Origin of the sequence: Enterococcus hirae ATCC 9790, assembly GCF_000271405.2 — a bacterium.
GTDB classification, from domain to species: Bacteria; Bacillota; Bacilli; order Lactobacillales; family Enterococcaceae; genus Enterococcus_B; species Enterococcus_B hirae.
In genome coordinates, this window is sequence record NC_018081.1 from 450,194 (window position 1) to 470,620 (window position 20,427).

A 20,427-nucleotide genomic window follows, 5' to 3' on the forward strand; every position below is an offset into this window, starting at 1 on the left:
CTACTTTCCGTAAAATTGTGAAAATCGTTTTTCTTCTTCCATTGGTACCATTTGTGCCGTCACAACTATTCCTGCTTTTTCCAACTCTAAAATCTTCGCAATTTCTGCTTCGGTTAAAAAGACGGATTTTTTGATTTGAAGGGTTCCTTCTCTCGAACTGGCATTGCCTAAATTAAATGATTCAATTGGTACACCCGCATCGATCAAATCAAAGATCGTTTGAATCTTTTTGGTAAGCAACATGATTTTTTGATCTTGATAAATCCCTTCTTTTAACCGTTTCGCAGCGGTAACCGTTTTCAATATACTCAATTTGATACCACCTGGAACAGCAGCTTTTAAAGAGGCCTTAGCAATTGGATCATTGACCACTCCATCATCAACGATCATAACTCTTGTCGTTCCCATTTTCCCTAACCAAAGTGTCGCTACTTGACCATGGATCAACCGTTCATCCAATCGGACATGGCTGATCCCCAATTCACTCATTTTGTTGGAAACGGAAGCCACAACTGATGGCTCAGTCTCTGCTGTGTTCGATGGTAAATCCGCTGCGGTGCTTCCAAGGGACGTTTTAATCCCTTGAACACCGACGGTCGAAATGGTCTGAACGATTTCATTCAGCGAAGCCTTAGGATTAAAGCGTTCGCTATAAGCTTGAAGCAGCATCGGAATATTCAAACCAGAAACAATTTCGATTTTTCTGCTTCCTTCTTCTTTCAGCTGGTTCAGCTGATTAAAAGGTGTCCCACTCCATAGATCAACTAAACACAACAGTTCATCATCAACGGAATACTTCGCTAACACCTGTTCCACTTGGTGGCGAAACTCTTCTGGACTATTTTCAGGCATCAATACACACACATCTACCTGTTCTTGTTCTCCAAAGATCATGTCTCCCGTTTGCTTTACGCCTAAAGCGAACTCGCCATGGCTTGCAAGAATAATGCCGATACTCATTTTTCTTCCTCCTTTAGTGTTAATTCAATCACTGGGATCAATTCATTTGGTTCTTTAATCGGAATGTTTAGCATCAACATGCTCGGGTCAAGCGCCTCCTTCACATGAACTTCAGTAATCTCTTTGTATAAATTAGTTGTCGCTTTTCTTTCTCCTCCTAAATGCTTCGTATCGACAAAACGAATCTCGGAACCATCATTGAGTAGTTTTGCAAACTTCACTTTCCCACCTAATTCTGGTAATAAAATCGTTCGATAAGGCCAACTAAAAATGTGAAGATATAATTTATTTCCTTTTTGAGTGTATCGACAATCTTGAGGTGGTGTAAAACTAGATAACCCCGCACCGTAAATCGCTTTTCCATATTTTCGTAGCCATTGACCAACAGAACTTAAAATGCTATCGCTGTTGTCATCCCACTCTCCTCGTGCGTTTGGTCCAATATTCATCGTGAAATTCCCACCTTTGGAGACAGTATCCACTAGTTGTTTCGCTACCATTTCACTCGTTTTGAAATTAAGGTTATCCCGATCGTAACCCCAACTATTATTTAAGGTTTGAACGGTTTCCCATACCTCTTCTTCGTTGTCCATTGCCTTACTTCTAGCAAATTGTTCTGGGGTAAGTACACCACGATGTAAGTCTAACCGGTCATTAATCAAAATATTGGGTTGAATCTCATGGATCATTTTTTCTAATTCAACACTACCCCAATCTTGCGCCCCTTTACCGACCGAAGTCCCCCAATCTCTGCTTTTATAAGAAAAATCAAACCATAGATAGTCAATCGTACCGTAACTTGTCAATAATTCTCTGACTTGATTCGCCATAAATTGGCGATAATTTTCCATGTTGCCAGGATGTTGTTCGATATAGGTTGGATTATTTCTCATTGGATGATAGCCATCTACTAAGAAATCTGGATGATGCCAGTCTAATAGAGAATAATAAAGACCGATCTTGATTCCAACTTGACGAAATGCTTCAATCAATTCTCCTAACAAATCTCTCTGATATGGTGTTTTTCCTATATGATATTCTGTTTCTTTCGTATGCCATAAACAAAAGCCATCATGATGTTTTGCTGTAATAATGACATACTTAAAACCTGCTTCTTTGGCTTTTTGAGCCCATTCATGTGGATCTAATAAATCAGGATCGAATTGATCCAGATATTTTTGGTAATCTGCTACACTGATTTCTTCTAAAGTCTGGACCCATTCATGTCTTCCTGCCACTGAATACAATCCGAAATGAATAAATAAACCATATCGACTCTCAGAAAACCATTTTCGTTCACTATTTACACTCATTTTTTTCCTCCGTTAACATTTCTATTTGATTTAACCAAAGTATAACGAGCAATTTAAAACGTTTCCATACTTGAATAATTTGTTGACATTTATTCAAAAAATGATTCACGCGAAAATATGTAAGCGTTCTATTGTATGATTATAACCGAAGCAGATTTGCTATCCACTTAGAAAATGAGGAAAAATCTATGAGTACGATCTTAGCCTTTGATTTAGGTGCTACCAGTGCGCGAGGTATCGTTTTTTCCTTAATGAATGGTCAAATCAAGGAAGAAAAAGTTTATCGTTTCACTGATTACCAAGTGATTGACCCCAACAAAGATGAAATCCATTGGAATATTGAGAAAATCATGACGAATATCAAGGAAATCATTACTTTAGCAACTACAGAATATGTCATTGAAAGTATCGGCATCGATACATGGGGCTGTGATTTTGGTTTGATAGATAAAAAAGGACAGCTAGTGCTACCACCACTTTGCTATCAAACTATGCTGAAAGAACCTAATTTACATTATGGTGGGGATTTACCAACTCACTTTCACGAACGTACAGGGATTCCAAATGCATCGATCAATACCAGTTCCCAACTACTCTACTTGAAAGAACATTATCCTGAGCAGCTAAATAAAGCAAGTACTCTTTTGATGATGCCTGATCTGATCCATTTTTTATTAACAGGTACGATCTTAACAGAATCTTCGATCGCCTCAACGAGTCAATTATTCGATATCGATAAACATCAATGGGCATCCGACCTTATTGAACAATTAGGGATTTCCCCTTCCTTGTTCTCAACGATCGTTCTTCCATATACAAAAATCGGTTTGATAAATCTAGCCGAAAAACAACTTCCGATTCATTCGGTGATGTCCCATGATACTGCTAGTGCGATCTTTGCTTTACCAACCAACGATCACTCTTGTTTCTTTTTATCCTCTGGCACCTGGTCTGTTCTAGGAGAAAAATCAGAAAGAGGAATTTTGGTCAATCACCCATTAGATACGAACTATTCTTATGAACAAGCCGGTGATGGAAAAATATTAAAACTCAAAAACATGTTAGGAATGTGATTCATTGAGGAAGCTTTAGCGTTCAGCAATCAAACCCAGTCAATCACGATCCAACAGATCCAAGACATGCTACTTACTGCTGAGCCGATTCATTTTTTCTTTGATAACGAACATCCTGAATTTTTGAGTAAAGGTCAATTTGTAAAAAAATTGCAGCAATACGGAAACCAACATCATTTTTCATCAATTGAAGAGCCACAACAATTGTTTTTAGCCATCTATCAAAATCTAGCATTTAAATACGCTGAAACGTTCGATAAATTAGCAGGTTCCGCTCCTTTCACTAAGCTATATTTATTTGGTGGTGGGAGTAAATCACACTTTTTGACTCAACTAACAGCCAATTTAACGCAAACGACGATAGAGGTCTGCTATTCTGAAAATTCAGCTTTAGGTAATGCGTTAGCCCAATTTTTAGCGATCAAAGCAATCAAAAATAGAGAGGAATTGGTGACACTCGTCACAGAAAATTATCAACCAATTTCTTTTTTCCCAGAAGTTTCGACACCCTTTGAACAAACGTACATCAACTATAAACAATTTATGAGGAGGAATATCAATGAATTATCCTAAAATCGGCATTAGACCTACGATCGATGGCAGACAAGGAGGCGTCCGTGAATCATTAGAACAACAAACGCTGGACATGGCGCGTCGAGCAAAAGAATTGGTCGAATCATCCCTTTATTACATGGACGGCACTCCAGTACAGTGCGTTTTACCAGAACAAACGATTGGCGGTTACGCCGATGCCAGCTTTGTTGACGATGATTTTGCCCGTCAAGATGTGGTCGCTACCTTAACGGTGACACCTTGCTGGTGCTATGGCACAGAAACGATCGATTTACGACCAGATACCTTTAAGGCGATTTGGGGATTTAATGGTACAGAACGACCAGGAGCTGTTTACTTAGCTGCCGCTATGAGTGGCTATGCGCAAAAAGGAATCCCTGCCTATAAGATCTATGGTGAACAAGTCCAAGATAGTGACGACAAGTCGATTCCAGCTGACGTCCAAGAAAAAATCTTACTCTTTGCACGTGCGAGTGTGGCGGCTGGGGAAATGAAAAACAAATCTTATGTGAACATTGGTGCTTCTTCGATGGGAATTGCCGGTAGTCAAATCAATCAAACCTTTTTTGAAAAATATCTAGGAATGCAAGTTGAATATGTGGATATGACTGAAGTCTTACGTCGAATCGAACTAAATATCTTTGATCCGAAAGAATATGACACCATTAGAACTTGGATCAAACAATATTGTCAGGAAGGAATCGATATCAATGCAGGCAAGTCATTCCCTGAAGTCATTACAAAATCACGCTATATCGCTGAAGAAGATCAGTGGGACTTTATTGCCAAACAAACCCTAATCGTTCGTGATCTTTTATTTGGCAACCCTGAACTAGCAAAATTGGGTTGGCTGGAAGAAGCAAAAGGCAGAAATGCCATTGCTGGAGGGTTCCAAGGACAACGACAATGGACCGACTGGCTACCCAATGGTGATTTTATGGAATCTATTTTAACCAGTACTTTTGACTGGAACGGCCCTAAACAACCCGTCTCATTCGCTACTGAAAATGATACCTGTAACGCTGCTGCTATGTTATTTGGCTCTTTATTGACTAATAAAGCACCGATTTTTTCCGATGTCAGAACCTATTGGAGTGCGGAGTCAGTAGAAAGAATCACTGGGCACAAATTAACGGGTAAAGCACAACATGGCTTGATCCATCTACTGAATTCAGGTGCGAGTGCTTTAGATGGCAGTGGTGGAAGTATCGATCACGAAGGTAATCCAACGATGAAAGAATTTTGGAATATGACAAAAACCGATATCCAAGCCTGCTTAGAAAAAACAAAATGGTGTCGTGCTAATTATGAATACTTTAGAGGTGGTGGTTTCTCCAGTCAATACCATCTACAAGCAGAATTACCTTTAACGCTCATTCGTTTGAATATCGTTGAGGGTGTGGGACCAACTTTACAAGTAGCAGAGGGTTATTCCTGTGCATTACCTGATGAAGTCCATGACATCTTAAACGAACGAACCGATCAAACATGGCCAACACTCTGGTTTGCACCAAACTTAGGTGAAAAAGGCTTTGAAGATGTGTATACGATGATGAACCACTGGGGAAGCAACCATGGCGCTAGTGTCCACGGTCACGTAGGCGCAGAACTACTGACATTAGCCAGTATGCTTCGCATTCCCGTTTCACTTCACAACGTACCTAGTGAAAAAATCTTTAGACCCCACGCCTTTTCTGGTTTCGGAACAAAAGATTTAGAAGCAGCTGATTTCAATGCTTGCCAATCATTTGGCCCCTTTTATAAATAAGATGATGGAAGAAGGATTATGATGTATTCAATACAAAAACAAGAATTGATCGATTATGGAAATAAATTAATAGCAGATGGCTATACCTTAGGAACAGGCGGAAATTTAAGTACGTATATCCGACAAGATGAAGTGATGCTCATCACGCCTTCTGGAATCCCATTTGATAAAATCGAATTACCTGACATCGTGACTATGCGATTAGATGGAACGATCGTTCAAGGTCATCGTCGCCCTTCCAGTGAATGGCGAATGCACGGGATCATGTATGAAAAGCGGGAAGATCTAGACTATATCATCCATGGTCACACGATTTATTCCACTGCGCTAGCGGTCCTCAGACAACCATTGCCTGCATCACATTACATGATTGCTGTTGCCGGTAAGGATGTTCGTTGTGCAGACTATGCTTCATTTGGCACGGAAGAATTATCTCTAAATGCCTATGAAGCCATGAAAGATCGAAAAGCCGTTTTATTAGCAAATCATGGCGTTTTGACTGGTGGAAAGACAATGACTGAAGCCTTTGCCGTTTTAGAAGAATTAGAATATTGTTCAAAAGTCCATATCATAGCTTCAAGTGTTGGCAAACCAACCTTGATGTCCGAAGAAGAAATGGCAAATATGGCGATTCGTTTTAAAACATACGGACAAAAATAAGTTTCTTGTGGTACACTTTAGTCATGTTAGACCAGTGGTTAAGGAGGGATAGCCATGACTGAGTCACGAAAAGAACAAATCTTAACTTTGCTAAAAAAATATAAAAAATTAGATAACTCAGAACTGCAAAAACAGTTGTTTTGCTCTCCTTCGACTTTAAGGCGTGAATTAGTCGCACTTGAAAAAGATGGGATCATCCGTCGTTACCGTGGTGGTGTCGTTTTAGAAGTCGAACGAAATCACGTCATCTCAACAAATTATCGTGAAAATGTCATGGTTCAAGAAAAAGAAAAAATTGCGGAGATCGCTAGCACATTTATCGGACCAGGAATGAGTCTTTTTATTGACTCAAGTTCAACTGTGAAACAGCTGCTTCCCTATTTAGTTAAACTGTCAAATCTCGTTGTCATAACAAATGGCTTGAAAATCGCCTATGAGCTTTCCCAAGCTTGTACGGAAGATTCCAAAGTTTTTATGCTGGCGGGTGAAGTAATCAAGGATGCCGAGAGCGTTGTTGGGGACTATGGGAATTCTTTCTTAGACCTTTTTCAAATCGATTTATGTATTTTTAGTTCGACAGGAATTGATTTATCAGGGATCTATGAAGCTAATTTTGCTCAAGCCTTAGTGAAAAAGAAGGTAATGTCTAGAGGAGATAAAAGTTTGTTATTAGTCGACTATACAAAATTTGATAAAAAACATGCGTATAAATTTTCTGATTGGACCTCTTTTGAATACATCGTCACGGATCAACAACCAGCAGATGATTACTTACAACTTGCATTGAAACACGATACCGAATTTCTCTATTGATCGATCATTTTTGAGAGATCGTGACAGAGGTACCTAAACCTAAGTACGCAAAATAAACCAAAGAATCCAAAAAATAGATTTCCCTATTTTTGAAGTTCTTTGGTTTATTTTTTGTTTATATTCTCAGCATTCCTTACACGGGTATTGCAAGAAAAGCGTATTTATTCCCTAAAAGTAATTTTTGATTCTTGTATAGCTATAGACTGTACGCATTTATACTATTTGATTCGACTGTTTTTCCAGTCATCTCTTCAAAATCTTTTTTCATGATCTCCCAAGAAGTTTTGATATCCTCATCTAAGCCGAATAATCCGCTACGCCCAATAATATAAATATCTGGATTGGCTTGATCAATTCGCTTAAATGATTGACGGTTAGACGAACCATCCATTTCGATCAAATAATGATATCCTTTTTCTTGCCGTAATTGTCGTAATGCGGTGATTTTATCTAATGTACTTTCGATAAATCGTTGACCAGCAAATCCTGGATCAACTGTCATGATCGTTACTTTATCAACTAATTCGATATAAGGAAAAATCGTTTCAATTGGTGTTTCAGGGTTTAAGACTACTCCAGCTTTTAAGCCAGCATCATGGATTTGATCAATCAAACGAAAAGCTAAACCGTCAAGTAATTCAGCATGCATACAAATCCACTCACATTTTTGTTGGATTAGTTGATTTACCCAAAAACTTTGATCGCTGACCATTAAATGAGCAGACATAGGTAATTGACTGATTTTACGTACTTCATCGATGAACCATGGCGATAATGTAATGTTCGGAACGTAATGGCCGTCCATGATATCGATATGGTAAGAATCAACATGTTCATTCAAAAATTCGATTTGTTCTTTGAATTTATCTAAATCCATCGTCATTAAGGATGGTGAAAAAGCTACTTTGCTCATTGAAAAAACTCCTTTATTCTATAATTTATCTACACTATAGCGACACCTTTTAACTAATTTGCTTTATCGCTTAAAAGATTTGAATGTCATCTAAACGAATGTCTTCCTCTTCTTTTTCTGGGACTGTTGTGACTTCCTCACCAACATCTTTCTTAATGATGGCTAAAACAACCGCTGTCACGATCACATTGACTAAAATGGCGATAACGCCTGCCCAAGGACGTGACATCGTTGGGATCATTAAAACGCCTCCAAAAGGAACCGTTGCATCTGCACCTAAGATCATAGTAGTCGCACCACCAGCAAAGCCCCCGATTGCAGTTGCTACAACCCCACGAACAATATCATTCATCACTAGCGGGATGACCCCTTCAACGATATTGATCACACCCATAGGAACTGCTGACTTTAAGGTTTCCACTTCAACCTTTGTATAAATGTTTTTGCGGAAAAGTTTAGCTATGAAATAAGCCAAGCCAAAACCGATTGGTGTAGCGGTATTCACAAGTTGTAAAGCTGTAATAGGACCGTTCACGCCTTCTGCTTGCATTGTTAACACAAAAGCAAAAACCGTCTTGTTGATTGGTCCACCATAGTCAACACCGCTTAGTAAACCGATCACTCCCCCAAAGATCAACAAGGAAGAGTTTCCTAATCCATCCAAGAAGTTCGTTAGCAAAGAAGTGAATGCTGCGACTGGAGCTCCAATCACATAGACCATCACTAATCCACCAATAAATGAAGCAACAAAAGGAATAATCAATGTTGGCATCAAGCCTTTTGCCCAATTTGGTACTTTGAAATATTTTAAAATTGCTAAAACAAGATAACCAGCTAGATAACCACCTAATATTCCACCAATAAACCCTGCACCGATCGCATTAGCTGTTAAACCAATAATAAAGCCAGGAGCAATACCAGGTTTTCCAGCAATGGAGTAAGAGATCCCCGTAGCAATCACGACTGGTAATAAGCCTAAACCAGCACCACCCATCGTTGCTAAGGCATCAAAAAATGAAAATTCGCCTTGCACCAAAGTTCCTTGGCTCGTTCCACCAAATGCCATCCCAATCGCAATCAGAAATCCCGCACCACACACAATGGGAATTAAATAAGAGATGGCAGTTAACAAATGCCCTTTCAGATTCAGCTTCTTTATCTTTTCCATCAGTCTTCCTCCTTATTTTTATGAAATACTTTGCTGTACTAACACTTCTTGCGCTTTTTCAATCAATTTATTGGGTGATTTCACCGCAATCTCAGTTGGTACTTGGATGATTCTTTTCCCTTCAAAGCGTTCTCGACCACTGATTTTCACGTCAACTGCTAAGATTACCAAATCTGCTTCCTTGATTTGTTCGGGCGTTAATTCATTTTCGATCCCGATGGTTCCTTGAGTTTCTACGTGCATCTCATGTCCTGCTTTTTTTGCCGCATTTTCTAGTTTCTCTTGGGCAATATAGGTGTGGGCAATCCCCACGGTACAAGCTGCTACTCCAACGATTTTCATCTTTTTATCCTCCTTTGATTTTTAGCTGAATGCTGCGACCACTTCATCTGCATCTTTTGCTTGGATCAATTGCTCGATTACTTCATCATTCCCTAGTTTCCTAGCAAATAGCGAAAGTAACTTCAAGTGTTCTTGTGCCCCTTCATTATCATCCCCCACTGCAAATAAAATAATTCCTTTGACTCCCTTACCATCTAATGATTCCCAAGGGATCTCATTTTCTGTAACACCGATTGCCACACCAATTCTATCTACATAAGGACTTTTCCCATGAGGAATGGCAATATAATTGCCGATCCCAGTTTGTCCTTCTTCTTCTCGCGCATAGATATCTGCCATGAAGCCATCTACATCTGTAATATAATGATTTTGCAATAACACCGTTGCCAATTCTTTGAGTACTTCATCTTTCGTTTCCCCCACTAAATTGGTCTTAATATTATTTGGATCAATGATTTTTGCTACTTCTACCATCAAATTTCACTCCTATTCTTTACTGTTTTACGACTTCCATGGCTTTCTCAATCAACTTATTTGGTGATTTGATCGCAATTTCAGTCGGTACTTGGATGATCCGCTTTCCTTCAAACCGTTCTCGACCACTGATTTTTACATCCACTGCTAAGATCACCAAATCTGCTTCTTTGATTTGTGCAGGCGTTAGTTCATTCTCGATCCCGATGGTTCCTTGGGTTTCTACGTGTATCTCATGCCCTGCTTTTTTAGCTGCATTTTCTAATTTTTCTTGAGCAATGTAGGTGTGGGCAATCCCCACGGTACAAGCTGCTACTCCAATGATTTTCATTTGTCATTTCTCCTTTCGTTTCCATCGATTGTTTCCAGTCTTTTTCCTTCTTTTAAAGTTTTGATTACTTGTTCATCTGCTAGTAGGCGCATGAAGTTTGCTATTTGACGCTTGGTTTCGATTTTTTCTTGCGGTGCCAGAAATACCGCAAGAATCAACTCGACTTGTTGGATTGCTGGGTTCCAGTTCGCAATTCTTTGTTCTAATGGCAAAATAATGACTTTTGTTGCTTTGACTAATTGATTTTCAATATGAGGTAGAAGTACCCCTTCATCAATTTGAATATCTCCAGTTTCCTCGCGTTCCAACAACGCTTGTACGATTTGTTCTTTTTTTATTCCCATTTCTGAATCGACTTGCTGTGCTAGCCATTCATAGACTTCATTTCGTGAATGGAATACTGTGGGAGGAACATATTCGAGCCAATCATCTTTCATTGTATATTTCCTCAATCTTTCGTTGGATTCTTAACTGATCATCTGCTGTTAACATGCCGCTAACAAGTAATGTACGTGCAGGCAGCGGATCTTTGATTCCAATGGTGGTTAAAATCAATTCAATTCCGGGATTTTTTTCTAATGCTGATTGGTAATTCTTGGTGGCAATCACATCAACGACCGCCAGTTCAGGAAACTTCTTATTGATTTTTGCTCTTAATAATTCTGAAGTACCGATCCCTGTAGTACACATGATCAGTGTTTGAATCGGTAGTTGCTGTGTTTCCAACATCCGTGCAAAATATAATGTGATAAAACCGATTTCATCTTGATTGATCAAAGGCAGCTGATACTTTTTGCTAACATCTTTAGAAACAACTGATACATTTTTATAAATCTCTTCATAGGTCAATTGAATTTGTTCTAACAATCCGTTTTTGACATGGATATGATTTTTTAACCGATTGAGCATTGGTTTGATGTGATTTGCTAGATCAACAAAAATCGCTTCATTCGCCACCTTCAGATTGATTTTATCGCCCACCTCTTTCAGGTAATAAGAGGTAATTTCTGATACTTTATCTGGAAAAACCTGTTTCTTTTGCGTTGTTTTTTCCATCCGTGAGGATACCAGATATTGATACAAATAATAGACTTCGTTCATCGGTAAGCGAGTAACGAGATAACGTTCCACGTTTTGGATCACGATCATCGCCATCTCATAAATTGGACTTTCGTGGTCTAACGATTGAAGTTGCTCGGTAGATAACTCGATTTCTTTGATTTGGTAATTCGTCTTTCTGGAACGGCTGATCATGATGTACAGATGTGAAAAAATATTGACGTTATAAGGATAAGGGATTCCACCGCCTAATGTTTTTTCAATCAATTTCAATTGTTCTGATACAAACAACACATCGTAACGATTAAAATTCAACTCTTTTGTTCGATTGATTTCATCAATATCAAGAATATTCATCCGCCAGATGACTTCGGCGATCCCTCGCCGAATATTTGTTTCTGATCCTTGGATCGCAAGCGTGCGATTTTTACGGATCAGTTCAAGATCAAACTTTTTTATTTTCTTAGCTATCTGCTTTTCATCATTGGCAATAGCAGAATCACCAACATAATAATCTCTGAACAGCTCAGTGATTTTAAGTGCTTTAGGTGAAACCATCAGTAATTCTTCCATTACTCGATCTTGACGTTCAGCAGGCGATAGCTCTACAGAGGGTTTATTCAGTTCATTGGTTTGTTCGATAAACTTCCCATAATCTAATTTGTACCCCCGACCTTTTTCGGCTAGGATCAAGTGACCGTTAGGAAATTCAAGATTGATTTTCTTTATCAAACGGTAAATTGTTTTGGTCGAAGTTTCTAATAGAATGGCTAGTTCTTCTGAAGTCATATAATCTTTTTGTTTTGATAACAAAAGGATCAACTTATTTTCTCGATTCATCTGACTAGTCATGTTTCATCCCCCCTGTGTATCTTTATCATAAGACACATTATTTATTTTGTTTCACTGGACTTTGTCCATTGCAACAGACAATTTTGTATGCGTTTTCTTTAACTTCGTTATCCGTTACTTACTTTTTACGAAAGCGTAAGAAAGATTTTGTTTATTATAGTCTTTTTTAACTTATTATGGGAAAAAATTACTCATTTTCAAACAATCCCAGGATCCCATAAGAATTTTAACAAAAAAAGAGGAGGTTGAGACAAAAGTGTTTAGCATCAAGAAATAAGAAGGAATTTCCGAAAATTGCTTCTCAAATTTTTGGTAAATTTCGGCTTATTTCCGAAGATGCTGCTTTTGTCTCACCGTTTATTCGTTTTAGAGATACTAAAAGAGCCTGAGACAAGTTTTGTCCCAGGCTCTCTCTAATAAATAATAAATGGTGTACAAAATTACTTAGTGACTACTGTTGTGCTACCTTCTACTTCTTTATAGTACCTTTAATTTTCACGTCCATTCGTTTTTATCTCTTGGATCGTTGGTTCCACACCAGAATCAAACTTTCGCAATAAGTAAATTTTTCTGATATTCAAGACTAATGTTTTAATGACAGCATACACCGGAATACAAATCAACATTCCTAGAATCCCTGCGACACTGCCAGCACCGATCAACACTAAGATAATCGTTAATGGATGCATATTCATGTTTTTTCCAAATAACAACGGTTTGATTACATTTCCATCTAATTGTTGGATAACAAGGATCGAAAGCGCCATGTATAATGCTTGGAATGGCGAAACAAATAGACCAACGATCACTGCCGGGACAGCGCCAATAAACGGTCCCACATATGGAATAATATTGGTGATACCACAAAATACAGCTAACAATAAACTATATGGTTGTTTAAAGATGGTCATAGCAATAAAACTCATGATACCAATGATAACCGCATCAACGATCGTACTACTGATATATGCCGATAACGTCTCATTTAGTTCTTTGACCGTTTGACGTACTTCACCTCGAATCCCTTGTGGAAAGAATTTTGCTAAAGCATCGATAAATTTGTGTCCGTCTTTAAACATGAATAATAGAATAAAAGGCACGGTAAACAGTAAAACAAAAAACTGCATCATAAATGAAAAAACTTTAGAGACACTGCTGGATAAGCTTACCAATACAATATTGAACAAATTACTCAACGAAAGATTAGCCGAAGCTAATTGTTCTTCAATATTGAAATTTTTGATTTCCTCACGCTGTGCCAATTCATTGAGCCATTTACTTGTCTCTTCCGCATACATCGGCAAACTTTTAGTCAACTGGATCGTCTGTTCTGCCAATTGAGGAATCACATTCATTATCGCTAAAACCGCTAGTACGACTAGAACAACTAGCGTTAATATGTATCCATAAACCCTTGGGATTTTTCGTTTTTCCAAAAAAACAACGACCGGATCAAACATATAATAGAAAAATCCAGCAACCAGCAATGGCAATAAAATCGCTGATAACATTTTTAACACTGGACTAAAGACATTTGGCATCTGTAAAATAAAATATACCCCAATGATCGTTAGTACCAACTCGACAGTCCAAAATAATAATTTTGAATTTTTAAACTTTGCTTGCATACATCTCCTCCAACACTTGATACTTTCATTTTATCATTTTATTAGAATTAAAGCGCTCTTTTCTGATAAACAGCTACAAAAATATTCTTTCTTTTTCTAATTACTAGTAGCTAATTTTCAAATTTAAAAAACTTCTAAGCTTAATGACTGAAATCATTATCTAAACAAATGCAAATAAATCAAAAAAAGACACCAAAAACGCTCATTGGCTAAAATAGGAAATACTCTCTTAGCGAATGAGCGTTTTTTCTTTTGTAACCGACTCTTCATAAAACCAATGTGTGAAAAGCCTTATATTACCAACTGAAAGGAATTGTTTCATTGTGCCACACTAACTAAATGAAGCTTCATGATATTTTTATGGACAGATAACTCTTCAATGACATCTGCATAAGTCATGTCCTTTGGTAAGTCAATTGTATAAATATTTTTATATACCCGATAATCATCCACAAAATCCACATCAAAATTCACGTCTTCAATGAAGATTCCCCGTTGCTCAAAATACTCTGTCAAAAAATCTTTGGTTTCTTTCCGATGGATATATTGGATTTCTAATTTTTTAGTCGTTGGTACATGGATGATTTGTTTCACCACTGTTAATGCAATGACGATGCCAATAAAACTAATGATCGCAATCCAATAAAATCCCATACCAATGGCGATTCCTAGTCCAGCAATTGCCCACAGGGAAGCAGCTGTGGTTAGCCCGGTGACTGATTGTTTCGTGACAATGATCGTGCCAGCTCCTAAAAACCCAACGCCACTAACGACTTGTGCAATCAAACGTGCTTCATCTGAGCGAATCGTACCAACTAGTTCTGGGTATTCTAACGCATCACGTAACGCTTTACTTGCAATTTCCACTTGGATCAACGCAATGATACAAGCACCCATACATACTAAAATATGCGTCCGCATCCCTGCTGGACGATTTTTATATTGCCGTTCAAATCCAATCGCCCCGCCAAAGATCAATGCAATCCCTAGTCGTAAGATGATTTCTGGGACCGATAAGATCATCTCATCCATATAAATCCCCTCCAAACCAATATAGCATGTTTCGCAACTTCAAACAAAGCAAATCACCCCATTGCTTTGTGCGACAGATTAAAAATCTTATTCGATCAAAAAAGGGAGCTGAAAACGAGCAGCCCCCCAAAATTTTTATTTATTCTTATAGTTTGCTTCCTGCTGCATCATCAATAATCACGATCACGTTGTCGTGTTCTTGTAAAGCACTTGCTGGCAAATCTGTGGTCATTGGTCCTTGAATCATTCCTTTGATTGCATCTGCTTTGTTTTCACCATAAGCAAGTAAGACAATCTCTTTTCCTTTTAAGATCGAACCAATCCCCATTGAGACAGCTTTTGTTGGAACATCTTCTGCCTTTTCAAAGAATCGTTTATTCGCATTGATCGTTGATTCTGTTAAGTCCACTACTGAAGTTGTGCCATCAAATGGTGCACCAGGTTCATTGAATCCGATATGTCCATTTTGACCAATTCCTAGAATTTGGATATCGATTGGATATTGTTCAAGGATTTCATCGTATTCTTGACAAGCCGCTTCAAGATCAGCAGCTTTTCCATCTGGTACATATGATTCTTTAAATGGTTTTTTATCAAACAATTGGCTATTCATAAAATGACGGTAACTTTGATCATCTGAACCGCCTAGTCCAACGTACTCGTCTAAGTTTACAGAAGTCATGTCACTGAAATCCAGATCGCTTGAAGTCATTTCTTTGTATAAAGTAATTGGCGTACTACCTGTTGCAAGACCTAATACTTTTGCCCCATTTTCCATGCCTTTTTTAATAATTTCAAAAGCTTTTTTTCCGCCCTCTTCAGCATTTTTCACTCGAATGATTTCCATAACGACTACTCCTTTGTTTTTGGTATAGCCCAATTATAGCACGACTTGTCTTTTTTTACAATATTAGTATAGACCAAAACCGACGATTTTCGTTTTCTTGACAATCTTGTCCCTTGCATGTTAGGTTGCATAAGATAACCTATCGCATGTCCTTTAAACTGATACTTTTAGTATACGTTTTTTATAATTAAAACATTAAAGACCAAGAAATTTAGAAAACAATCGCTACTTCTCATTAACTGAGAAACGATTTTCTAAAAGACGAGCAACTTATTTAAAAATTTTAACTGACATGTTCTCCTAGATTCGTTCGATCATGTCGAATGATCCCATAGTATGTTGAACAACTTCAGATCAGCTTTTTTATTTGTTTTGCTTTCTTCTATTAGTCTTCTTAACATGCATAACATTATTAGAAAGGAACAGAACATGAGTCTTTTAACATTAACAAATATCACGCAACAATTTGGAGATAAAATCTTATATGAAAATGTACAACTCCAAGTCAATGCTGGAGAACATCTAGGATTGATCGGACAAAATGGAGCTGGCAAAAGTACGTTGATCAAGATCATCACAGGAGAAATTCTACCAGATGATGGACAAGTCCATTGGCAAAAAAATATCCATAGAGGCTATTTAGATCAATATGTAGCGGTGGATGAAACATTGACCATCGAAGAATTTTTAAAAACAGCCTACTCTGATGAATTTAAAAAAGAAGCATTGATTACCCAACTTTATCAAGAATACAGCGAAACAATGGAAGAGGAGTTACTCGAAAAAGCGGGAAAACTTCAAACAGAATTAGACCAAGGAGTATTCTATCAAATTGATACCTTAGTCGCTGAGATGAGTAGTGGTCTAGGCATTGATGTTTTAGGATTGTCCACTCCTCTAAAAAAACTGAGTGGTGGTCAACGTTCCAAAGTGATTTTGGCAAAATTACTCTTAGAAAATCCCGATGTTCTGATCTTAGATGAACCAACCAATCACTTAGATGACCAACATATCCAATGGCTTACTCAATTTTTACAATCATTCGAGGGCGCTTATATCGTGATTTCTCATGACCAGGAATTTTTAGATAAAATCACAACCCATATCGCTGACATAGAATTTGGTAAAATCACCAAATATACGGGTCATTTAAAACAAGCATTACGACAAAAAGAACAAAACCGTGAAAGTTATCTACGCCAATTTCATGCCCAACAAAAGCACATCGAAAAAACCGAAGCTTATATCCGAAAATATAAAGCTGGTTCTCGCTCTACCATGGCAAAAAGTCGCCAAAAACAATTAGATAAAATTGAGCGATTGACTCCGCCTGCCTCAACAGCTAAGCCAATCTTTGATTTTCCTTATTCTCCGATCGTAACGACATTGGCTGTTGAAACGACTGATTTAGTTATTGGGTATGACCGACCTTTGCTTTCGCCGATCAACCTAACCATCCGCTTTGGTGAAAAAGTGGCGATTCGTGGATTTAACGGTATTGGTAAATCCACACTTTTGAAAACCTTGATTGGCGAAATCGAACAACTAGCCGGCGAATATCACTTTCCCGACAACACAGCGATCAATTATTTTTCACAAGATCTCATTTGGGAAAAACCTTTAGAAACACCCTTACAATATCTAGGCGCACAGTTTCCTAAAGCAACCGTTAAAGAATTAAGAAGACAACTAGCCAAATCTGGTTTAGTCAATCAACTAGCTAGTGAACCACTTTCTACTCTTAGCGGTGGTGAACAAACCAAAGTAAAATTGGCACAACTCACGATGAACCAAGGAAACTTATTAATTCTTGATGAACCAACGAATCATATCGATCATGAAACAAAAGATAGCTTACAAACCGGTATCAAGCATTTTCCTGGGACGGTAATCATCGTCTCTCATGAACAAGAATTTTACCAGGATTTAGTCGATCGAGTCATTGAAATCGAGGGATAAAATTGACTAAATTCTCTAAAAATAGATTATGTACAGCCTTTAACACCAGCCTGTCTCCTCTACACAAGAACCCTTGTGTGGATGGGGGCTATTGCTGTTTAGATCATCGTTTTTTACAATCTTCTCTCTTTTCTTAATTGTCTAGGTAAACATCGCCCCAATTTAGAATCATTAAAAAAACGGTAGACTCATTAAGTGTCTATTGTATCTTCATTCGCCAAAGTTCGAAGATGGTTACTTTTTTCTACATGGTCAATTATTAGCAAAACCAACGTCGTAAAAGCGATTAGTAATCTAACTTTTTCTAAAATGGAAATTACTACTTTACCCGTTATCTCCTACTAAATAAACATCCTTATCACTTCCACCACTTCAATCCACGTCAACAAATCACATTGTTCAATTTTTTCAATATTTCTTGTGGTATAATCAACCGATCTTAATTGGTGTATAGCTACTTCACCCACTATTTTCTGCGGGTCTTTTATTTCAATATATGTTGCAAAGTTCCTCTTTGTAGAAGTGATAGGACAAACTAAGCAAAAACCTGTACGCTCATTAAACTCGTCTCTACTAACTACTAACGCAGGTCTACGCTTTCTTATCTCTTTACCTTTAGAAGGGTCAAAGTCGATCCAAATAATATCCTTTTGTTTTGGATATTTCCTCTAGTATTCCTCGCCTTCAAGTTTCATGCTATCCCATTCGGATTCTTCGGCTGTAATCGATTCTCTAAAACCTTCCCAAGCCTTTTCGTTTTTAAAAATATCTTCTTTCTTAGGTTTCAATATATACGCTTCTCCTACTTTCAAAATAGTAAATATTTCTCCCACTTTTGGAGATATATCCTTCGGGAAAATTGTTCCCACAGAATTACCTATTTTTCTTGCTACTGTTTCCATATCTTTCATCTCCAATCCTTTTGCTAAATTAAGTTAAACTCAGTTTAACGAAATTATCAAAACATATCTTTTAAGTGAATAGATTTTTATGGAAACAACTCATTTTCATATGAAAATGTTATACAAATTAAATATAAATATTTCTAAGTAGTCTACTGAATATTTTTTTGGATCTTTCATAATATAACTGGTACTAAACAAAGTGATTTTATACTATTGAACGTATCCATATTATTTTTTCGTTGGAAGTTGCACGAAATTTTCTAATAACTGCGGTTGATCACGAAATCAGTTATAGAAACTCCCAAATAAAATAGGATAGAAGTATATTAAAAAAGTAAGCGAAAGAATCGAAAAACGACTTTCGAATCCTTCAGCTTACTTTTCAAGTTGGACACTTCTATCGCAACCGCTTTTGAAAAATGATGTATTGACAAATATAGGCACATAATTGAAAGGCTAAACCAGTAAGTGTCACACCGAGCCAACCAAATTGTTGCCACATCGTTGTGCCTAGTAATGAACCAGTAGCACCACCAATAAAATACATAAACATAAATACTGTATTATTCCGATTACTTGCTGCTTCGCCTAGTCCTTGTACTCGTGTCTGATTTGCCACTTGACCAAATTGATTCCCGACATCTAACAGAATAATTGCCACTAACAAAACGACTAAATGACTCCCTGCAACTAATAAAGCAACAAAACTGAGCGTTTGCATCGCAAGTCCCATTCCGACAATCTTTCTCTCGGAATAAGAATCAGACAACCGACCAACAATCGGTGCAGCTACTGCTCCTGATAGTCCAAAAATCGCCAAAATTCCTGCTTCAAATGTTCCCCAATGGTACACCGGACTACTGATATAAAAAATCAATGTTGACCAAAAAATCGAAAAAGTTCCAAACATAAAAAAGCCACTAATAGACGCTTCTCTCAATAAGCGTTGTGTTTTCACTAAATAAGGTAAACTTTTTAAGGAATCAAGATACGATACAGATGAAGTTGTTTTTATTTGCGTTCTTGGCATTTTCCAATACAATAATCCGGTCAAGATAGCCACTAACACTAAAGCAAAAAGATAAATCATCCGCCAAGAAAAGAGGCTTGCTACAATGCCCGAAACCGTCCGTGAAAGTAAGATCCCCACTAATAAACCGCTTAACAAGGTCCCCATCACTTTCCCTCTAGCCTTGGGTCCTGCCAATACTGCTCCATAGGGAATAATGATTTGAGGCACGATCGATAATAAGCCGATCAAAAAAGAAGCACACGCAAATAATGTAAATGACGGTGCAAAAAAGGCCGCTAATAATGAAATCGCAGAGAGTGCAGCCATTCGGATAATCAGCTTCGGACGATCGACTACATCCCCTAATGGCACCAAAAACAACAAACCTAACGCATAACCAAGTTGAGTCAACATCGTCAAAATACCAATCGCACTTGTGCTAACCGATAAACTGGTTGCCACTTTCGTACCGATCGGTTGGATATAATACATATTCGCTACTACCACACCACAAGTAATTGATAAGAGCAAAATCAGTGAAGATGTTAACGTCGTTTTTTCATTTTTATCCATTTATCTCCCTCATTTCCTTTATTAGTTTACAACTTCTTAGAAAAATTGGGAATAGGAAAGTTCAGTGTTTTACTACTTTATTAAACATAAGTTATCGTGAAATTAAAATAAAAATGAATCTTAAAAGTATAGAACGAAATCAAAGGGATATTTCTTTTAATCATTGATAATA

21 protein-coding genes are annotated in these 20,427 nt (G+C 37.6%); 6 read left to right on the top strand and 15 right to left on the bottom strand.

The genetic code is table 11. The features are described from left to right. A complete protein-coding gene (locus tag EHR_RS02185) occupies positions 1 to 960 on the bottom strand; it encodes a PTS sugar transporter subunit IIAB (protein ID WP_010720072.1) in 960 nt (319 codons plus the stop codon). Beyond that, complete coding sequence (locus tag EHR_RS02190; RefSeq protein WP_010738450.1) at positions 957 to 2,273, bottom strand: alpha-L-fucosidase; 1,317 nt, start codon at positions 2,271 to 2,273, stop codon at positions 957 to 959. The genes EHR_RS02185 and EHR_RS02190 overlap by 4 nt, the downstream gene beginning before the upstream one ends. Before the next feature lie 188 nt (positions 2,274 to 2,461). Between EHR_RS02190 and EHR_RS02195 the strand changes: the two genes are divergently transcribed. The 5 genes from EHR_RS02195 to EHR_RS02215 all read left to right on the top strand — a co-directional run bounded on the left by EHR_RS02195 (position 2,462) and on the right by EHR_RS02215 (position 7,160). Then, positions 2,462 to 3,346: an FGGY family carbohydrate kinase gene (locus EHR_RS02195; RefSeq protein WP_010738451.1), complete on the top strand. Its 885-nt coding sequence runs from the start codon at positions 2,462 to 2,464 to the stop codon at positions 3,344 to 3,346. A gap of 66 nt (positions 3,347 to 3,412) precedes the next feature. Then, positions 3,413 to 3,919 carry an FGGY-family carbohydrate kinase gene (locus tag EHR_RS02200; RefSeq protein WP_010738452.1) on the top strand — a complete coding sequence of 169 codons (507 nt, stop codon included), beginning with the start codon at positions 3,413 to 3,415 and terminating at the stop codon, positions 3,917 to 3,919. Beyond that, positions 3,906 to 5,687: an L-fucose isomerase gene (locus EHR_RS02205; RefSeq protein WP_010738453.1), complete on the top strand. Its 1,782-nt coding sequence runs from the start codon at positions 3,906 to 3,908 to the stop codon at positions 5,685 to 5,687. Before EHR_RS02200 ends, EHR_RS02205 begins: the two co-directional genes overlap by 14 nt. 21 nt (positions 5,688 to 5,708) lie before the next feature. Continuing rightward, positions 5,709 to 6,347, top strand: a complete 639-nt coding sequence (locus EHR_RS02210; protein WP_010738454.1) for an L-fuculose-phosphate aldolase — start codon at positions 5,709 to 5,711, stop codon at positions 6,345 to 6,347. A gap of 54 nt (positions 6,348 to 6,401) precedes the next feature. Continuing rightward, positions 6,402 to 7,160, top strand: a complete 759-nt coding sequence (locus tag EHR_RS02215) for a DeoR/GlpR family DNA-binding transcription regulator (protein ID WP_010720077.1) — start codon at positions 6,402 to 6,404, stop codon at positions 7,158 to 7,160. Positions 7,161 to 7,356: 196 nt separating this feature from the next. Here EHR_RS02215 and alsE read toward each other — a convergent pair whose 3' ends face one another. From alsE to nagB, 10 genes are all read right to left on the bottom strand, one after another. Further along, positions 7,357 to 8,073: a D-allulose 6-phosphate 3-epimerase gene (gene alsE / locus EHR_RS02220; RefSeq protein WP_010720078.1), complete on the bottom strand. Its 717-nt coding sequence runs from the start codon at positions 8,071 to 8,073 to the stop codon at positions 7,357 to 7,359. A gap of 70 nt (positions 8,074 to 8,143) precedes the next feature. After that, positions 8,144 to 9,241 carry a PTS fructose transporter subunit IIC gene (locus tag EHR_RS02225; protein WP_010720079.1) on the bottom strand — a complete coding sequence of 366 codons (1,098 nt, stop codon included), beginning with the start codon at positions 9,239 to 9,241 and terminating at the stop codon, positions 8,144 to 8,146. An 18-nt stretch (positions 9,242 to 9,259) separates the two neighbouring features. Further along, positions 9,260 to 9,583 (bottom strand): PTS fructose transporter subunit IIB, encoded by a 324-nt coding sequence (locus EHR_RS02230; protein ID WP_010720080.1) that lies wholly within the window; start codon positions 9,581 to 9,583, stop codon positions 9,260 to 9,262. 21 nt (positions 9,584 to 9,604) lie between these two features. After that, positions 9,605 to 10,057, bottom strand: coding sequence for a PTS sugar transporter subunit IIA (locus EHR_RS02235; RefSeq protein ID WP_010720081.1), 453 nt, complete (start codon positions 10,055 to 10,057; stop codon positions 9,605 to 9,607). Positions 10,058 to 10,076: 19 nt separating this feature from the next. Beyond that, positions 10,077 to 10,388, bottom strand: coding sequence for a PTS fructose transporter subunit IIB (locus EHR_RS02240; RefSeq protein ID WP_010720082.1), 312 nt, complete (start codon positions 10,386 to 10,388; stop codon positions 10,077 to 10,079). Continuing rightward, positions 10,385 to 10,825: a PTS sugar transporter subunit IIA gene (locus EHR_RS02245; protein ID WP_010738455.1), complete on the bottom strand. Its 441-nt coding sequence runs from the start codon at positions 10,823 to 10,825 to the stop codon at positions 10,385 to 10,387. The genes EHR_RS02240 and EHR_RS02245 overlap by 4 nt, the downstream gene beginning before the upstream one ends. Beyond that, positions 10,815 to 12,299 (bottom strand): BglG family transcription antiterminator, encoded by a 1,485-nt coding sequence (locus tag EHR_RS02250; RefSeq protein WP_010720084.1) that lies wholly within the window; start codon positions 12,297 to 12,299, stop codon positions 10,815 to 10,817. Before EHR_RS02250 ends, EHR_RS02245 begins: the two co-directional genes overlap by 11 nt. A gap of 488 nt (positions 12,300 to 12,787) precedes the next feature. Next, positions 12,788 to 13,927: an AI-2E family transporter gene (locus EHR_RS02255; RefSeq protein WP_010738456.1), complete on the bottom strand. Its 1,140-nt coding sequence runs from the start codon at positions 13,925 to 13,927 to the stop codon at positions 12,788 to 12,790. A gap of 318 nt (positions 13,928 to 14,245) precedes the next feature. Next, positions 14,246 to 14,959, bottom strand: coding sequence for an MgtC/SapB family protein (locus tag EHR_RS02260; protein WP_010738457.1), 714 nt, complete (start codon positions 14,957 to 14,959; stop codon positions 14,246 to 14,248). Positions 14,960 to 15,104: 145 nt separating this feature from the next. Then, a complete protein-coding gene (nagB, locus tag EHR_RS02265) occupies positions 15,105 to 15,806 on the bottom strand; it encodes a glucosamine-6-phosphate deaminase (RefSeq protein ID WP_010738458.1) in 702 nt (233 codons plus the stop codon). Positions 15,807 to 16,235: 429 nt separating this feature from the next. Here nagB and EHR_RS02270 point away from each other — a divergent pair, with 429 nt between their 5' ends. Then, positions 16,236 to 17,765, top strand: coding sequence for an ABC-F family ATP-binding cassette domain-containing protein (locus EHR_RS02270; RefSeq protein ID WP_010738459.1), 1,530 nt, complete (start codon positions 16,236 to 16,238; stop codon positions 17,763 to 17,765). Positions 17,766 to 18,106: 341 nt separating this feature from the next. On the opposite strand, the gene EHR_RS13680 is transcribed toward EHR_RS02270, so the two are convergent. From EHR_RS13680 to EHR_RS02280, 3 genes are all read right to left on the bottom strand, one after another. Continuing rightward, the gene (locus tag EHR_RS13680) at positions 18,107 to 18,409 is read right to left on the bottom strand and encodes a type II toxin-antitoxin system PemK/MazF family toxin (protein ID WP_071859326.1); all 303 of its coding nucleotides are present in this window, start codon (positions 18,407 to 18,409) and stop codon (positions 18,107 to 18,109) included. Positions 18,410 to 18,433: 24 nt separating this feature from the next. After that, positions 18,434 to 18,667, bottom strand: coding sequence for an AbrB/MazE/SpoVT family DNA-binding domain-containing protein (locus tag EHR_RS02275; protein WP_010738460.1), 234 nt, complete (start codon positions 18,665 to 18,667; stop codon positions 18,434 to 18,436). A gap of 400 nt (positions 18,668 to 19,067) precedes the next feature. Beyond that, positions 19,068 to 20,255: an MFS transporter gene (locus EHR_RS02280; protein WP_010738461.1), complete on the bottom strand. Its 1,188-nt coding sequence runs from the start codon at positions 20,253 to 20,255 to the stop codon at positions 19,068 to 19,070. Between the last annotated feature and the right edge of the window lie 172 nt (positions 20,256 to 20,427).

Bases quoted from the DNA above. Each gene is read 5' to 3' on its own strand.
- EHR_RS02260 (WP_010738457.1), bottom strand. From the start codon at position 14,959: ATGGATGAGATGATCTTATCGGTCCCAGAAATCATCTTACGACTAGGG.
- EHR_RS02200 (WP_010738452.1), top strand. From the start codon at position 3,413: ATGCTACTTACTGCTGAGCCGATTCATTTTTTCTTTGATAACGAACAT.
- EHR_RS02195 (WP_010738451.1), top strand. From the start codon at position 2,462: ATGAGTACGATCTTAGCCTTTGATTTAGGTGCTACCAGTGCGCGAGGT.
- EHR_RS02275 (WP_010738460.1), bottom strand. From the start codon at position 18,667: ATGGAAACAGTAGCAAGAAAAATAGGTAATTCTGTGGGAACAATTTTC.
- EHR_RS02185 (WP_010720072.1), bottom strand. From the start codon at position 960: ATGAGTATCGGCATTATTCTTGCAAGCCATGGCGAGTTCGCTTTAGGC.
- EHR_RS02210 (WP_010738454.1), top strand. From the start codon at position 5,709: ATGTATTCAATACAAAAACAAGAATTGATCGATTATGGAAATAAATTA.
- EHR_RS02205 (WP_010738453.1), top strand. From the start codon at position 3,906: ATGAATTATCCTAAAATCGGCATTAGACCTACGATCGATGGCAGACAA.
- EHR_RS02245 (WP_010738455.1), bottom strand. From the start codon at position 10,825: ATGAAAGATGATTGGCTCGAATATGTTCCTCCCACAGTATTCCATTCA.
- EHR_RS02255 (WP_010738456.1), bottom strand. From the start codon at position 13,927: ATGCAAGCAAAGTTTAAAAATTCAAAATTATTATTTTGGACTGTCGAG.
- alsE (WP_010720078.1), bottom strand. From the start codon at position 8,073: ATGAGCAAAGTAGCTTTTTCACCATCCTTAATGACGATGGATTTAGAT.
- EHR_RS02235 (WP_010720081.1), bottom strand. From the start codon at position 10,057: ATGGTAGAAGTAGCAAAAATCATTGATCCAAATAATATTAAGACCAAT.
- EHR_RS02240 (WP_010720082.1), bottom strand. From the start codon at position 10,388: ATGAAAATCATTGGAGTAGCAGCTTGTACCGTGGGGATTGCCCACACC.
- EHR_RS02225 (WP_010720079.1), bottom strand. From the start codon at position 9,241: ATGGAAAAGATAAAGAAGCTGAATCTGAAAGGGCATTTGTTAACTGCC.
- EHR_RS02215 (WP_010720077.1), top strand. From the start codon at position 6,402: ATGACTGAGTCACGAAAAGAACAAATCTTAACTTTGCTAAAAAAATAT.
- EHR_RS02270 (WP_010738459.1), top strand. From the start codon at position 16,236: ATGAGTCTTTTAACATTAACAAATATCACGCAACAATTTGGAGATAAA.
- nagB (WP_010738458.1), bottom strand. From the start codon at position 15,806: ATGGAAATCATTCGAGTGAAAAATGCTGAAGAGGGCGGAAAAAAAGCT.
- EHR_RS02250 (WP_010720084.1), bottom strand. From the start codon at position 12,299: ATGACTAGTCAGATGAATCGAGAAAATAAGTTGATCCTTTTGTTATCA.
- EHR_RS02230 (WP_010720080.1), bottom strand. From the start codon at position 9,583: ATGAAAATCGTTGGAGTAGCAGCTTGTACCGTGGGGATTGCCCACACC.
- EHR_RS02190 (WP_010738450.1), bottom strand. From the start codon at position 2,273: ATGAGTGTAAATAGTGAACGAAAATGGTTTTCTGAGAGTCGATATGGT.
- EHR_RS02280 (WP_010738461.1), bottom strand. From the start codon at position 20,255: ATGGATAAAAATGAAAAAACGACGTTAACATCTTCACTGATTTTGCTC.